Origin of the sequence: Streptomyces sp. NPDC001594 (assembly GCF_042893675.1) — a bacterium.
In the GTDB taxonomy this organism is placed as follows: domain Bacteria; phylum Actinomycetota; class Actinomycetes; order Streptomycetales; family Streptomycetaceae; genus Streptomyces.
Genome location: NZ_JBIAVB010000022.1, coordinates 42,065 through 56,398, shown reverse-complemented (window position 1 = coordinate 56,398; position 14,334 = coordinate 42,065). Strand labels below are relative to the sequence as shown.

Sequence of the window (14,334 nt, the reverse complement as noted above, 5' to 3'; positions counted from 1 at the left end):
CGTCCTCCCGGAGGGGGTCTGGGGCCCGGCGGGTCGTGGGGGTGCCTGAGCCCTTGAGCGGCGGGGGGAGGGCGCGGCGGGCGCGCGGCCGTCGGCCGAACGTTTCGCCGTGCCCCTGACAAGTCCGCCGGATGACGCTGAACGGGAGTGTCCTGGCGTCAGTTACCGGCGGCAAGGGCGCCTTTCAGCCGTCGCTCTCCTGCGGCGACCGCGAACGGCAGGGGGTTCCCGGGGGGCGGGAACGGGCAGACGAAGTGGTCGGCGAAGGCGCAGGGCGGCAGCAGGGCCCGGTTGAGGTCGACGGTGACGCCCCCGTCCGGATCCGGGGTGCCGGGCCGCAGGAAGCGGAACCGGTAGCTGGTGGCGTCGGCGAAGACGGCCCAGAGGCTGCCGTCGTCCCCGTCGGCGGCCGCCTGGAGGCGATGCGCGGCGCCGGCGTGCTCGAAGACCAGCTCGCCGCCGAGGCCGAGCCCGCGGGCGCGCCCGTCGGTATCACCACCAGGCGGAGGCCGCCCGCGGCCAGGCGGGAGGCGGCCGGCCGGCCCGCGTCGGCGGTGAGCGGCGCCTCGCCTTCGAGGGGCCGGCCGTCGGGCTCCAGGCCGTCCTCGGGGACGGCGCTCACCACCACGGCGCCGGCGGTGGCGCGCCGGCGTCCCGGAACGGCCGGAATTCGACCTTCCAGGTCCTCCGGCACCGACTCGGAGAGCCTGGGGGTCGCCCCGGACGAAGCCTGGGGGAGGGTGCCGGTCAGTGCGCGGGGGCCGTCGGAGACGGAAACGGTGGCCTCGCGCTGCTCGTGCCACCGCCGCCAGGCCGCCGCCGCCTCGTCGCTCGCGTCGTCGTCGCTCATGCCGCTCATGCCGCTCAGCCCTTCCCGGCGGACCGGGGCGGGAATCCCCCCGTACGCCGTACGGGCCTGCGCGAAGCGGGAACTGACGCACGCTCAGCTGGCCCCCGGGCTCCTCGGGACCTCAGCTGCAGCCGCAGTCGCAGCCGTCGCAGCAGCAGCCGTCACAGTTGCAGCAGTCACAGCCGTCGCAGCCGCACCCGTCACAGTTGCAGCAGTCGCAGTCGCAGTCGTCGCACCAGGCGTCCCGCTTCTTGCGGGACCAGGGGCCCTCGTAGTCCGTGCAGCAGATCTGGCAGGTGCAGAACAGCCCGATGGCCACCGCGCAGCCGTGCAGCAGTCCCCGGCGCGGCTTCTGCGGAGGCAGCCCGCCGCCGTGGCCGCCACCGCCGCCGGGACCGCCCGGGCCCATCGGGGGCGGCAGGCCCGGCCCGCCGGGGGCGTGCTGCGGCGCGCCGCCGCCGTAGGGGTTCTGGCCGTACGGGACGCCGCCCTGGCCGTACGGGTTCTGCCCGTACCCGCCCTGGCCGTACGGGTCGTGGCCCTGCGGCGGGTAGCCCTGCGGGGGCTGCCCGTAGCCCTGCCCGGCGGAGTTCGCCGCGGCGCGGCCGTGCCCGCAGGAGGTGGTGCCGAAGGCCCGGTCCACCGAGGTGCGCAGCTCGTGCACCAGCAGCCGGTGGGCGAGCCCCGCGTCGGCGAACTCCACCTCGCGCAGGGCCAGCTTGATCCCGTGCAGCGCGTCGTCGCACAGCCGGCGGGCCTCGGCGCGGGAGGTCCCGGTCGCGGTGAGCGGGTTCCAGGCGCCCGCGGCGGCGTCGGCGCCCTGGTCCTCTACGGCGTCCAGCAGGTGCGCGAGCCGCCCGAAGTAGCGGCCCGCCTCGGCCAGCGGCGCGGCGTTGCCTGGCCGTCCCGCCAGGACCGCGGTATGCGCGAACGCCGCCGCGGTGGCGGTCTCCGTCGGCTCGGTGACCACCAGCACGGGCGTGCCGGGGCCGGCCAGGGCCTCGATACCGCCCTGCCGGTCCACGGCGTCGACGAGCACGGCCGTGTCGAAGCCGAGCGCGGCCCCGGTCCGGGCGCCGGCCCGGTCCCAGCCCCGGGCCACCCGGCGGGCGGCGGCGGCCATCGGGGCGCGGGCCAACAGGCCGTCCCGGTCGGCCACGTGGTCGCGCACCTTCGCGGAGGCGAGCACCAGCGACACGGCGGCCGCGAGCCGGGCCCCCTCCCCGTTGGCGACCGGGGCGGTGCGCATGCCGCGCAGCGGGCAGGGACCCGCGGTGCGCCGCGCGCCGGGCAGCGGACCGGACTGAGCCTCCGTCAGAACGGAGACCAGCAGCCCGTCGTAGTTCGTGACGATCCGGGCGAACTGGCCGTGGTCACCCCGAAGTGCCAGGCACAGCCCGCAGAGATGGGCCATCCACTCCGTCTTGAACCGCTCGCCGAGCCGGTGCGTACAAGGTCTGACGATGCCGAACAAACCGCTTCCCCCGTGTGTCATCCGCGTGCTTCCGGGGCATCGTATCCAGCCAACTCGTTCACCCGTACGCCCCAGCGCCTCACCCGGACGGCAGGGGCGGTCGTATTTTCACTCAGTCAGCAGCGGCAGTGGCGCGGAACCTCGCCGGTGCAACGGATGTTCTGCACCAGTCCCGTCACGAAACCCCTGCGCGGCGGCTATCCGCTTGGCGCGTTGTCAGCATGATGGACGACCATAGGGGCAGCGGAGCAGAAGACAGACTGGCCACGGTGAAAGGAGGCGTCCATGGGTTCGGTACGCAAGGCGAGCGCCTGGTTGGGTCTCGTGGAGGACAACGACGACGAGCGGTACTACGACGACGACTACGCGGAGGCGGTGGACGGCCGCCAGGGCTCGGTCTCCGGGCCCGGCGACCAGTGGGTCACCGACCCCCGGGTGCGCGTGGCCTCGGAGTCCGCGGTCGAGCAGGGCCGGCGGATCGCGACGGTGACCCCGGACGGGTTCCGCGACGCGCGCGGCATCGGCGAGCTCTTCCGCGAGGGCGTCCCGGTGATCGTCAACCTCTCCTCCATGGACCCGACCGACGCCAAGCGCGTCGTCGACTTCGCGGCGGGCCTGACGTTCGGGCTGCGCGGCTCGATCGAGCGGGTGGCGACCAGGGTCTTCCTCCTGACCCCGGCCGACACCCAGATCGTCAGCGGTGAGGCGGGCGGCCGCTCCCGCGACTTCTTCAACCAGAGCTGAGCAAGGCCGCCGCCGGCACCGGCCTACCGGAAGGCGTCGAGCCCGGTGAGCGCCTTGCCCAGCACCAACTGGTGCATCTCCACGGTGCCCTCGTAGGTGAGCACCGACTCCAGGTTGGTGGCGTGCCGCATGACGGGGTACTCCAGGGAGATCCCGTTGGCCCCGAGGACCGTCCGCGCGGTACGGCAGATGTCGATGGCCTCGCGGACGTTGTTGAGCTTGCCGAAGCTGATCTGCTCCGGCAGCAGGGTCCCCGCGTCCATGCGCCGGCCCAGGTGGTGGGCGAGCAGGATGCCCTTGTGGAGTTCCAGCGCCATGTCGGCCAGCTTGGCCTGGGTGAGCTGGAAGCCGCCGATCGGCCGGCCGAACTGCTCCCGCGTCCGCGCGTAGTCGAGCGCGGCCTCGAAACTGGCGCGCGCCGCGCCCATGGACCCCCAGACGATCCCGTACCGCGCGTGGCTGAGGCAGCCCAGCGGCCCCTTGAGCCCGGCCACCCCCGGCAGCACCGCGTCCGCGGGCAGCCGTACGTCGTCCATCACCAGCTCGCTGGTCACCGAGGCGCGCAGCGACCACTTGTGCTTGATCTCCGGGGCGGAGAAGCCCGGCGTGTCGGTGGGGACGGCGAAGCCGCGGATCCCCTCGTCCGTCTGCGCCCAGACGACGGCGACCGCGGCCACCGAGCCGTTGGTGATCCACATCTTGCGCCCGTTGAGGATCCAGTCGGAGCCCTCCCGCTTGGCGTGGGTGCGCATCGCCGCCGGGTCGGAGCCGACGTCGGGCTCGGTCAGCCCGAAGCAGCCGATCAGCTCGCCGGCCGCCATGCCCGGGAGCCAGCGCTGCTTCTGCTCCTCGGAGCCGTACTTCCAGATCGCGTACATGGCGAGGGAGCCCTGGACGGACACCAGGGAGCGGATCCCGGAGTCGGCGGCCTCCAGCTCCAGGCAGGCCAGGCCGTACTGCACGGCGCTCGCGCCCGCGCAGCCGTAGCCGGTCAGGGACATGCCGAGGGCGCCGATGGAGCCGAGCTCGCGGGCCAGCTCGCGGATGCCGGGCAGTTCCCCGTCCTCGTACCACTGGGCGATGTGCGGCAGGACCCGGTCGGCGGCCCAGGTGCGGACGGTGTCGCGGACGGCGAGGTCCTCGGGGCTGAGGAGTTCGTCGAGCCCGAGCGGATCGGTGGGGACGAACGGGTTCTTCGGCGCGGACGACGCGGACAAGAGGGGCCTCCCGGCAGGCGCGTGGAGCGAAACCTAGCGGTGCAAGTTTGTCGCCGCTCCCGCCCCGGGTCCACCCCCGGGCCGGGTCAGGGTGGGCTGGTCAGGCGGGGTGGCGGCCCACCGCCGGGTCACGGTCGGGCTTCGCCGGCCCGGGGATGCGGGGTCCCGGGGCCGCGGCGGCCTCGGCCTTGGGCTGCGCGGGCAGCCGGGCTCCGGCGTCGGCCCCGCCCCCGGCAGGGGCCCCGCAGCCGGCCGGATCGGCGTTGTCCATGGTGCGCGGCAGCTTGAGCGCCATCACCGCGCCCACCAGCAGCAGGCCCGCGCTGACCACCAGGGTCACGTGCAGCCCGTGCACGAAGGAGTGCCGGGCGGCCTCCGCCAGGGAGCGCCCCGCCGGACCGCCGAGGTGGGCGGCGATCTGGTAGGCCTCGCCGAGGGAGTTCGCGGCCCCCGCCGCATCCCGGGCCGGCACCCCGGGCACGCCGAGCAGGCCGGGCCGGTAGGCGGCGTTCATCACGCTGCCGAGCAGGGCGATGCCCATGCCCGCGCCGAGCTGGTAGGAGGTCTCGCCTATGGAGGCGGCGCCCCCGGCGGCCTCCACCGGGGCCTCGCTCAGCATGGACTCGTACGCCGCGAAAAGGGTGGTCTGCAGGCCGAAGCCCAGCAGGACGAACCCCGCGGTCAGCAGGGCGGGCCGGTCGTGCTGGCCCATCAGCGTCAGCAGCAGCACGGCGCCGGCGGTCAGCACGAAGCCCAGCGAGACCATCGCGCGCGGGCCGACCCGCTGGAGGGTGTACGAGCCTGTGGCCCCCGCGGCCATGGCGGCGAACGTCAGCGGCAGCAGCCGCAGGCCGGTCTCCAGCGGGCTCAGGTCCAGCACCAGCTGGAGGTACTGGACGGCGATCAGCTCCAGGCCGACCAGGGCCAGCATGGCGAGCACGATGCAGCCCACCGAGGTGGAGAAGGCGGCCCGGGAGAACATCCGCATGTCGATCAGCGGGTGCTCGCGCCGCTTCTGGCGGCGTACGAAGAGGACGAGCAGCACCGCGCCGAGGACCAGCGGCACCAGTGCCTTCAGGTCGGTGAGGTGGCGCTCGGCGCCGATCCGCTTGACCCCGAGGACCACGCCGAGCACACCGCCGGCGGCCGTCAGCGCGCCCAGCACGTCCCAGGGTCCGTCGGCCGCCCCCCGGGACTCGGGCAGCAGCCAGCGGCCCAGCGGCAGGATCAGCGCCATGAGCGGGATGTTGATGAGGAAGACGGAGCCCCACCAGAAGTGCTGGACGAGGAACCCGCCGAGGACCGGTCCGCTGGCGGCGCCGATCGCGGCGACGGCGGTCCAGATGCCGATGGCCAGGGCCCGCTCGCGCCGGTCGGGGAAGACCTGGCGCAGGATCGACAGCGTGGCGGGCATGATCATCGCCCCGCCGACGCCGAGCAGGGCGCGGGCGGCGATCAGCACCTGGGCGTCACCGGCGAGGGCGGCGATGGCGGAGGCCGCGCCGAAGAGGGTGTAGCCGAGGAGCAGGATCCGGCGGCGGCCGACCCGGTCGCCGAGGGTGCCGAAGAGGATCAGCAGCGCGGCGCACACCAGCGGATAGGCGTCGACGATCCACAGCAGCTCCTGGGAGCCGGGGCGCAGGTCCTCGGTGACGGCGGGGACGGCGACGTGCAGGATCGTCGCGTCGAGCGCGACGAGCACCAGGCTGACGCAGAGGACCGCGAGGACGACCCAGCGGTTGGCGCCGCCGGAGGCCTCGGTGATCCGCTGCCGCAGGGAGGGCTTCCTGTCGCCGGCCGTGTTCGTCCCCGACATCCATGTACCTCCCAGGTGATCCCCTCGCACTCGGCGGACCAGCGTCGTGTGGCGCCGCGGGGTGGTGTCCTGCGCGGCGTCCTACGGGGTCCGGCATCGACACGCGAGTGAAGGGTCAGCGTACGCGAGTTCGTGTGACCGGCACGTGGTCAAGCTCTCATCCCGGCGGCGGCCCCGTTGTGGTGTGCACCACTCACGCCGCCCCTCCTCCCCGCTGCGTACCCGCCCGGTCACGGGCCGTGGTTCTGGTTCCGGGCCCGGCGGCCGGTCCGTCGATACTCGTGTCCGTGACAACTGTGCCCGCCTCCGACGCTCCCCCCAAGGACCCCGGCCCCGGCCCGCGCCGGGCCGCGCCCGCGCTCGCCGCGTTCGCCGCGGTCCGGCTGCTCGCGCTGGCCGTGCTCGCGGTGTGGTCCGCCGCGGCCGGCAGCAGCCCGCACACGCTGCTGTCGGCGCGCTGGGACTCCCTCTGGTACGCGCGGATCGCCGCCCAGGGGTACGGGTACGAGGTGGTCCTGCCGAACGGGGCCGTCCATTCCAACCTGGCGTTCTTCCCGCTGCTGCCCTGGCTGGAGCGGCTGGTGGCGACGCCCACCGGGCTCTCGTACGGGTCGGCGGGGCTGGTGGTCTCGGCGGTGGCGGGGCTCGCCGCGGCCTGGGGGATCTTCGCCGTCGCCGATCTGCTCCACGGGCGGCGGGCCGGTGTGCTGGCGGTGGCGCTGTGGGCGGCGCTGCCGGTGGGGATCGTCCAGTCGATGGCGTACAGCGAGTCGCTGTTCACCGCCCTGGCCGCCTGGGCCCTGTACGCGGCGCTGCGCGGGCGCTGGCTCGCGGCGGGCCTGCTCGCGGCGGGGGCGGGGCTGACCCGCCCGGTCGGGGCGGCGGTGGCCGCGGCGGTGTGGGTGGCGGTCTTCCTGGCGTGCCGGCGCGGGGAGCGCTCGTGGCGGATGGCGGCCGGGGTGCTGCTGGCCCCGGCGGGGGCGGCGGCGTACGCGCTGTGGGTGGGGGCCCGGACCGGCGGGGGGCTGACGGGCTACCTGGACGTCCAGGCGGGCTGGGGCAACGGCTTCGACGGGGGCTGGGCCTTCGCCCGGTTCATCGGGGCACGGCTGGCCTCGTCCGCATTCCTCGCCGGGGTGGGCCTGATCGCGGGGGTGCTGCTGGTGCTGTGGCTGTACGGGCTGTGCGTGCGCCGCCGGCTGCCGGCCGCGCTGCTCGTCTACTGCGGGATCGTGGTGGCGCTGGCGCTGTGCGCCTCGGGCTACTTCGGCTCCAAGCCCCGGCTGCTGCTGCCGGCGTTCCCGCTGGTGCTGCCGCCGGCGCTGGCGCTGGCCCGCCGGTCCGGCCGTCGGGCGGCGGTGGTCGTCGGGGGGCTGGCCCTGGTCTCGGCGGTCTACGGGGCGTTCTGGCTGAACGGCTCGGGCCCGCCGTGAGCCCGGCCCGCGGCCGCCCATGATCACGGAATGGGTCATTCCAATCCATGATTCCGCAAAGGAATTGAGCTGCGGCGATAAACCCCCCGTAAGCGCGCGGACAATTGGCGGGGCGGCACTCCGGGAGTGGAATCCGGGGAGTTCCAACCGGGGGCGGAATAACGGCAATTAAGTCCCGCGTGAGACGCACTCCACATCACATGGTCATCACAAAGCGCGCGATTCGCGCGGGCCGCGCTTCGACGCGCGGTAACGTCGATTGAGTGCGTACCGACCAATTGCTGTCCCGTCTGGAGCCGGTGTTCGCCCGGCTGGACAGGGAACCAGAGCGACCGGCTCATCTGCAGACCCCGCAGATGAGCCGGCACCGCGTCGTGCTCCTCTGCGCGACCCTCGCCTTCTACCTGGCGACCGTCGTGGCCGTGCTCACGACCTCCTGGCTCGTCCGCCTGGACTGGCAGATCATGTTCTTCCGGCCGTACGAGCAGTGGCCGCAGATCCACGCCTTCCTCGACTACCTGGTCGTCCTCGGCCAGCGCGGACCCACGGCGGTGATGGTCGCGGCCTGGCTCGGCTGGCGCTCCTGGCGCCAGCACACCCTCCGCCCGCTGATCGCCCTCGGCGTGGCCCTGCTGCTGCTGAACATCACCGTGGGCTCCGTGAAGCTGGGCCTCGGCCGGCTCGGCCCGCACTACGCCACCCAGATCGGCTCCGCCGAGCTCTTCGCGGGCGGCGATATATTCCCTTCCGGCCACACCGCCAACGCCGTCGTGACCTGGGGGATCCTGGCCTACCTGGCCTCCACCACGGTCACCCGCCGGGTGCTGTCCATCCTCTCCGGCGTCCTGTCGCTCAGCGTCGGCGCCACCACGGTCTACCTCGGCACCCACTGGGTGAGCGACGTTCTGCTCGGCTGGACCGCGGGCCTGCTGATCATGCTGGCGCTGCCCTGGTTCGAGCCGCTCATCGCCCGTTCGGAGGCCTACGTCTTCGAGGTGCGCGAGCAGTGGCGCCGCCGGCTGGAGGAGGGCCGGCTCTCCGAGCCCGTCGCCGCCGCGCTCACCCCGCTGCTGTCGGCGGGCGGCAAGTGGCGGCCCCGGCCGCCCGAGGCCGCGCCCGTCCCCGCCGCGCAGGCGCCCGCCGGGCACTCCCCCGCGCTGCGGCCCGGCGCGCACGCCCACCCGGTGTCCCGGCCGCACCTGATCCGCTCCGAGCGCACCCCGGTCACCCCGGCCGGAAGCCGCCGCCCGGCGCACACCGAGCGGGCCGCCGCCCGCAGCGCCCGCCCCGCCACCGGCGGCTGACGCACCCCGCGGGACGGTACGCACACCCCCACCCCGCACCCCGACGGCGGGCCGGTTCCACGAACCGGCCCGCCGTTCATATGTCCGGCTCGTCAGCCGCGCGCCCGGAGGTTCCTCCGTACCGGGTCACGCTTGTGTCACGGGTTGTCGACGGCGGCGGCCGCCCCCTCGGCGAATCCGCCGACGGAATTCAAATCCCCGCGGCCGGAATTCCCGTGCTCTCCCGCGCCTTCCAGCGCCCGGGTGAGAAGGTCCCGCAGAGCGGCGATCCGGCCGGTCAGCTCGGGGGGCTCCACGACCTCGAACTCGCAGCCGAGCATCATGACGTGAATCACCAGAACGTCGAGGTTCACCGCTCCCGTCCGCAGCAGACAGCTCTCCGCGTCGAGCGGCTCCAGCACCCCGTCGGCGGGCCCCACGACCCCCGCCGCCGCCTCGGCCGGCACCCGCAGCCGCACCACCGCCCGGACGGCGTACGCCCGTTGGGAGACCCCCTCGGAGACGTACGCCGCGAGGTCCTCGGCGGGGGCCGGGCGCGGGGTGAACCGCGGGCCGTGCGGGGGGCGGGGCTCGATCCGGTCGGCGCGGAAGGTCCGCCAGTCCTCGCGGTCGAGGTCCCAGGCGACGAGGTACCAGCGCCGCTCGGTGCACACGAGCCGGTGCGGCTCGACGCTGCGGCGGCTCACGGTCCCGGCGTGGTCCCGGTACCCGAAGCGCAGCCGCTCGCCGTCCCGGCAGACGGCGGCGAGCTCGGTGAGGACCGCGGGGTCCACGGTGTCGCGGCCGGGCCCGCGGAGCATCGGGACGGTGAACTCGTTGAGCGCGGAGACCCGTCCGCGCAGCCGGCCCGGCAACACCTGCTCCAGCTTGGCGAGGGCCCGCACCGAGGCCTCCCCGATCCCCTCGACCCCGTTCCCCGCGGCCGTCCGCAGGCCGACGGCGACCGCGACGGCCTCGTCGTCGTCGAGCAGCAGCGGGGGCAACTGCGCCCCCGCCCCCAGCTGGTACCCGCCGCCGGTGCCGGGGCTGGCGTTCACGGGGTACCCGAGCTCCCGCAACCGGTCGACGTCACGCCGCACGGTGCGGGGCGTGACCCCGAGCCGCTCGGCGAGGTCGGCGCCGGTCCACTCGCGGTGGGCCTGGAGGAGGGAGAGCAGCCGGAGCAGCCGCGCGGAGGTCTCTAGCACCGCCCCAGTGTGCCTGGGGTTCCTCACGGCCCGGACGTCGGCTGCGGACCGTCGCCGCTGCGCCCCTGGGGCTCCGCCCCAGACCCCGCGCCTCAAACGCCGGCGAGGCTGAAATCAGCCCCGCCGGCGCTTGAGGCGAGAACGGTTGAAGTGGGGGTCCCCCCGGACGGAGTCCGGGGGAGGGTGGGGGACGGCCCCGCGCAGCGGCCGCCCGCCACAGCCGGCCCAGGCGTCACGGCACCCGAACCGGCGCCGCCGAGGGCGACACCGCCAGGCCCGCCGGGGCGGCCTGAGTCGCCGGGGCGGCAGGGGCCGAGGCCCCCGGAGCCGGCGGGGTCGGGCCCGCGGGGGCCGGGGTCGGGACGACCGGAGCCGGGGCCGGGACGGTCGGGGCCGGGGTCGGGGCCGGGACGGGCGGGGTCGGGGGCGGGGTCGGGGGTGGGAGGGTGAGGAGGAGGCCGGGTTTCAGGGTGGCGGGGTTCGGGCCGATCAGCGGGCGGTTCGCCTCGTAGAGGGCCCGCCAGCCCCCCGCCACCCGCCACCGCCGCGCGACCCCGTCCAACGTGTCCCCGCCCCGCACCACATGCATCCGCCCCGCCAACCCGTACCGCTTCGCGCACACCGGCCACGCGTCCCACCCCTGCGTCCCCAGCACCTCCTCCGCGACCCGGATCTGCTGCTCCCGCGTCGCCAGGTCCGCCCGCGCCGCGTACACCAGCCCCCCGTACTCCACCCACGTCGGATGCCAGAACTGCAGCCCCCCGTAGAAGCCGTTGCCCGTGTTCACCGCCCAGCGCCCGCTGCTCTCGCAGTCCGCGACGCAGTCCCACGGCCACTCCCCGCCCGGCCCGCAGTCCCCCGGCCCGCTCCCGATCACCCCCGGCGAACCGGGGTGCGCGGCCCCCGCCGGCCCGGGAGCCGGCGGGGGCGGCGCCGCGACCGCCCCGGCACCCCACGGGAGTACGAGCACCAGCGCGGCGCAGACCGCGAGCGCGGCCCGCCGGGAACGGACCCGGGAACGGGCCCGGAGGCAGACGTCGGGCATCGCGCCACGCTACGCAGCCCCCCGCTCCCGTCCGCCCCGCCACGCGGCGCGCCCCCGCGCCCCACCCGGACGGCCGACCGCCGACCCACCCCCCAAACGACCAGCCCCGGCCACCAACTGCGCACAAGCAGGCAACAGTTGCAAGGAAAACGAAGCCGCCCCCCGCCGCTTCACTCCTTCGGGTGGCCGGTTCGATTCCGTTCCCTCAAACGGCGTGACCCCCACCGAGCCTCGGCCGTTGTGCCCGGCGAGCCGGGAACCCCCCGGCCCCCGCACGAATGAGGAGCCCCCCCGTGCCGCGCATGCTCGACGTCAGTCTTGAGGTACGTGCCGAGATCGGTGACGAAGAAGCCGACAGGCTGCTCACGGGCGACGACGCCCCGGGCAGTTACGACTGCACCTCCTGCCGCACCCCCGGCGACCCCGAGACCGACCCGACGAGCACCGTGCTGTTCGTGGGCGAGGAGACGGCCGTCCTCGCCTTCGCCCACGCCGGCTGCATCCCCTCCCAGGTCGTCACGGTCTCCGAGGCCGAGCTCCAGGGCGCGGTCCGCAGCATCACCGGCGACAGCCCCGCCCCCGAGGCGGCCCCCGCCGGCGAGGTCCCGCAGAGCGTCCCCGGCGGCCAGGCCGTCCTCGGCATCACCAGCGGCCTGATCCTGATCAACGGCGAGCTGCACCCCGCGCTCGTCGTCGAGCCGACCGCCCCGATCGCGCGCCCCGGCACCACCGGCCCCGGCGACGACTTCCTGCCGCTCCTCATCGAGCAGGGCTTCATCCCCGTCACCGACACCAACCAGGTGCCCTCCGCCCTCGAAGGCTGGTCCGTCCTCCTCGCCGGCGGCCAGCTGCACGCCGTGCTCCAGCCCGGCGCGGGCGGCGGCCCCCAGGCCTCCTGGTGGCAGGCGCACCAGGCGCTGTCCGTCACCGACGGCTGGCGGGCCGCGGTCAACAAGACCCAGCGGGTCCTGGTGTACGCCGCCCCCGTCGGCTCCATCGGCCAGCAGCCGCGCGAGGACCTGCTCCGCGACGCCCTGGACAAGGCCGCGAGCAACGGCAAGCTCGTCGCGGCCTCCATGCCCCTCGCGGGCGCCGCGGGCGCCTGAGCCCGGAGCGAAGCCTTCCCTCCCCGCCGGAACGGCCGTCCGTCCTCCCCACGAAGGAGGCCGGGCGGCATGCGCCGGGGGTGTGCGGTCCGTCCCGCGCACCCCCGGCGATCTGCGTTTTACGCCCCGTCACCCCGCATCCGCAGCGCCCCGGTTTCGTTGGCTGATACGTGCACGCATACGACCCCTCCCGCGCCCCGTCCCATCCGAGCAGCGTCCCCCCGATGCGCCCCGCCCTGGACCGGGACCCCGCTCCGGCCGACTCGCACACCCCGATCTTCGACGCCCTGTACTCCGAGTACCGGAGGTCCTTCCGGGCCCTGCCGGGTGACCGGACCGGCGAGGAGGACCTCGGCTTCACCGCGTTCTCGTACGGGTCCTCGTACGGCTCGTACGGATCGTCCTCCTACGGCTCGTCCTCGTACGGCGGCTCCTACGCCGCCGGGTGGAACGGTTCCGCATGGCAGCGCTCCGACCCCTGGCAGCCCGCGTACCCGCCCGCGCCGGTCGTCCCGCAGCCCCTGTACGCCCACGCCGGGGCCGCACCGGGCTCCGGATACGGCGACGGGCGGCAGCACCACACCGGGATGCAGCACATCCCGGCGGCCCTGCCGCCCGCTCCGCGCCGGGGCTACTGACCCCGGCGCGCCACCGCGACCGCTACTTCTTCTTCTTGTACTGGGCGCCGCGCTTCTCGCGCACCCGCACCGAGATGTGGATCGGCGTCCCCTCGAAGCCGAACTCCTCGCGCAGACGGCGCTCGATGAAGCGCCGGTAGCCGTGCTCCAGGAAGCCGGAGGCGAAGAGGACGAACCGCGGCGGCTTGCTCCCCGCCTGGGTGCCGAACAGGATGCGGGGCTGCTTGCCGCCGCGGATCGGGTGCGGGTGGGCCGCGACGACCTCGCCGAGGAAGGCGTTCAGCCGGCCGGTCGGGACGCGCGTCTCCCAGCCCGCGAGGGCCGTCTCGATCGCCGGGACCAGCTTCTCCATGTGACGGCCGGTCAGCGCGGAGACGTTGACGCGCGGGGCCCAGGAGACCTGCTGCATCTCGGTCTCGATCTCGCGCTCGAGGTAGTAGCGGCGCTCCTCGTCCAGCTCGTCCCACTTGTTGTAGGCGATCACGATCGCGCGGCCGGCCTCGACGGCCATGGTGATGATGCGCTGGTCCTGGACGCTGATGGACTCGGTGGTGTCGATCAGGATGACCGCCACCTCCGCCTTCTCGACGGCGGCGGCCGTGCGCAGCGAGGCGTAGTAGTCGGCGCCCTGCTGGAGGTGGACCTTCTTGCGGATGCCGGCCGTGTCGACGAACTTCCAGGTGACCCCGCCGAGCTCGATCAGCTCGTCGACCGGGTCGCGGGTGGTGCCGGCCAGCTCGTTGACGACGACGCGGTCCTCGCGGGCCACCTTGTTCAGCAGCGAGGACTTGCCGACGTTCGGGCGGCCGATCAGGGCGATGCGGCGCGGGCCGCCGATCGGGGCGCCGCCGAAGGTCTGCTCGGGGGCCTCCGGCAGGACCTCCAGGACGGCGTCGAGCATGTCGCCCGTGCCGCGGCCGTGCAGCGAGGAGACCGGGTAGGGCTGGCCCAGGCCCAGGGACCACAGGTAGGCCGCGTCGGCCTCGCCGCTCTGGCCGTCGACCTTGTTGGCGCACAGCACGACGGGCTTGCCGGCCCGGCGCAGCAGCTTGACGACGGCCTCGTCGCTGTCGGTGGCGCCGACCTTGGCGTCCACGACGAAGACGACCGCGTCGGCGGTCTCGATGGCGTACTCGGCCTGGGCGGCGACGGAGGCGTCGATGCCGAGGACGTCCTGCTCCCAGCCGCCGGTGTCGACCACCTTGAAGCGGCGGCCCGCCCACTCGGCCTCGTAGGTCACGCGGTCGCGGGTGACGCCCGGCTTGTCCTCGACGACCGCCTCGCGGCGGCCGATGATGCGGTTGACCAGGGTCGACTTGCCGACGTTCGGGCGGCCGACGACGGCGAGGACCGGGAGCGGGCCGTGTCCGGCCTCCCCGATCGCGTCCTCGACGTCCTCAAGGTCGAAACCTTCCTCCGCGGCGAGCTCCATGAACTCCGCGTACTCGGCGTCGCCAAGTGCTCCGTGGTCGTGCTGGTCGTTCATGAAGTCCGTTCCTCGTCGTTCGTGGTGGTCGGTG

Annotated in this window: 11 protein-coding genes and 1 pseudogene; 5 read left to right on the top strand and 7 right to left on the bottom strand. The window is 74.6% G+C overall.

Features of this window, described 5'->3' with window-relative positions; genetic code table 11:
- Positions 1 to 158 precede the first annotated feature (158 nt).
- Both ACFY0O_RS33465 and ACFY0O_RS33460 read right to left on the bottom strand, forming a co-directional pair.
- Positions 159 to 850, bottom strand: a pseudogene (locus tag ACFY0O_RS33465) (DUF1684 domain-containing protein).
- Between the two features lie 121 nt (positions 851 to 971).
- Positions 972 to 2,324, bottom strand: coding sequence for a DUF5685 family protein (locus tag ACFY0O_RS33460; RefSeq protein ID WP_388953843.1), 1,353 nt, complete (start codon positions 2,322 to 2,324; stop codon positions 972 to 974).
- Between the two features lie 285 nt (positions 2,325 to 2,609).
- Here ACFY0O_RS33460 and ACFY0O_RS33455 point away from each other — a divergent pair, with 285 nt between their 5' ends.
- Complete coding sequence (locus tag ACFY0O_RS33455) at positions 2,610 to 3,068, top strand: cell division protein SepF (RefSeq protein WP_358895075.1); 459 nt, start codon at positions 2,610 to 2,612, stop codon at positions 3,066 to 3,068.
- Positions 3,069 to 3,091: 23 nt separating this feature from the next.
- Here ACFY0O_RS33455 and ACFY0O_RS33450 read toward each other — a convergent pair whose 3' ends face one another.
- On the bottom strand, positions 3,092 to 4,285 hold the full coding sequence (locus ACFY0O_RS33450; protein ID WP_388953840.1) for an acyl-CoA dehydrogenase family protein: 1,194 nt from the start codon (positions 4,283 to 4,285) through the stop codon (positions 3,092 to 3,094).
- A 100-nt stretch (positions 4,286 to 4,385) separates the two neighbouring features.
- Complete coding sequence (locus ACFY0O_RS33445; protein ID WP_388953837.1) at positions 4,386 to 6,101, bottom strand: MFS transporter; 1,716 nt, start codon at positions 6,099 to 6,101, stop codon at positions 4,386 to 4,388.
- A 296-nt stretch (positions 6,102 to 6,397) separates the two neighbouring features.
- Between ACFY0O_RS33445 and ACFY0O_RS33440 the strand changes: the two genes are divergently transcribed.
- A complete protein-coding gene (locus ACFY0O_RS33440) occupies positions 6,398 to 7,534 on the top strand; it encodes a hypothetical protein (RefSeq protein ID WP_388954013.1) in 1,137 nt (378 codons plus the stop codon).
- Between the two features lie 263 nt (positions 7,535 to 7,797).
- Positions 7,798 to 8,838, top strand: coding sequence for a phosphatase PAP2 family protein (locus ACFY0O_RS33435; protein ID WP_388953834.1), 1,041 nt, complete (start codon positions 7,798 to 7,800; stop codon positions 8,836 to 8,838).
- A 137-nt stretch (positions 8,839 to 8,975) separates the two neighbouring features.
- On the opposite strand, the gene ACFY0O_RS33430 is transcribed toward ACFY0O_RS33435, so the two are convergent.
- A complete protein-coding gene (locus ACFY0O_RS33430; protein ID WP_388953831.1) occupies positions 8,976 to 10,025 on the bottom strand; it encodes a helix-turn-helix transcriptional regulator in 1,050 nt (349 codons plus the stop codon).
- A gap of 232 nt (positions 10,026 to 10,257) precedes the next feature.
- Positions 10,258 to 11,070: a transglycosylase family protein gene (locus ACFY0O_RS33425; protein ID WP_388953829.1), complete on the bottom strand. Its 813-nt coding sequence runs from the start codon at positions 11,068 to 11,070 to the stop codon at positions 10,258 to 10,260.
- 293 nt (positions 11,071 to 11,363) lie between these two features.
- Here ACFY0O_RS33425 and ACFY0O_RS33420 point away from each other — a divergent pair, with 293 nt between their 5' ends.
- Both ACFY0O_RS33420 and ACFY0O_RS33415 read left to right on the top strand, forming a co-directional pair.
- Complete coding sequence (locus tag ACFY0O_RS33420; RefSeq protein WP_358895081.1) at positions 11,364 to 12,176, top strand: hypothetical protein; 813 nt, start codon at positions 11,364 to 11,366, stop codon at positions 12,174 to 12,176.
- 170 nt (positions 12,177 to 12,346) lie between these two features.
- Positions 12,347 to 12,814, top strand: coding sequence for a hypothetical protein (locus tag ACFY0O_RS33415; protein WP_388953826.1), 468 nt, complete (start codon positions 12,347 to 12,349; stop codon positions 12,812 to 12,814).
- A gap of 22 nt (positions 12,815 to 12,836) precedes the next feature.
- On the opposite strand, the gene der is transcribed toward ACFY0O_RS33415, so the two are convergent.
- Positions 12,837 to 14,300, bottom strand: coding sequence for a ribosome biogenesis GTPase Der (gene der / locus ACFY0O_RS33410; protein ID WP_388953825.1), 1,464 nt, complete (start codon positions 14,298 to 14,300; stop codon positions 12,837 to 12,839).
- Between the last annotated feature and the right edge of the window lie 34 nt (positions 14,301 to 14,334).

Bases quoted from the DNA above. Each gene is read 5' to 3' on its own strand.
- ACFY0O_RS33455 (WP_358895075.1), top strand. From the start codon at position 2,610: ATGGGTTCGGTACGCAAGGCGAGCGCCTGGTTGGGTCTCGTGGAGGAC.
- ACFY0O_RS33445 (WP_388953837.1), bottom strand. From the start codon at position 6,101: ATGTCGGGGACGAACACGGCCGGCGACAGGAAGCCCTCCCTGCGGCAG.
- ACFY0O_RS33425 (WP_388953829.1), bottom strand. From the start codon at position 11,070: ATGCCCGACGTCTGCCTCCGGGCCCGTTCCCGGGTCCGTTCCCGGCGG.
- der (WP_388953825.1), bottom strand. From the start codon at position 14,300: ATGAACGACCAGCACGACCACGGAGCACTTGGCGACGCCGAGTACGCG.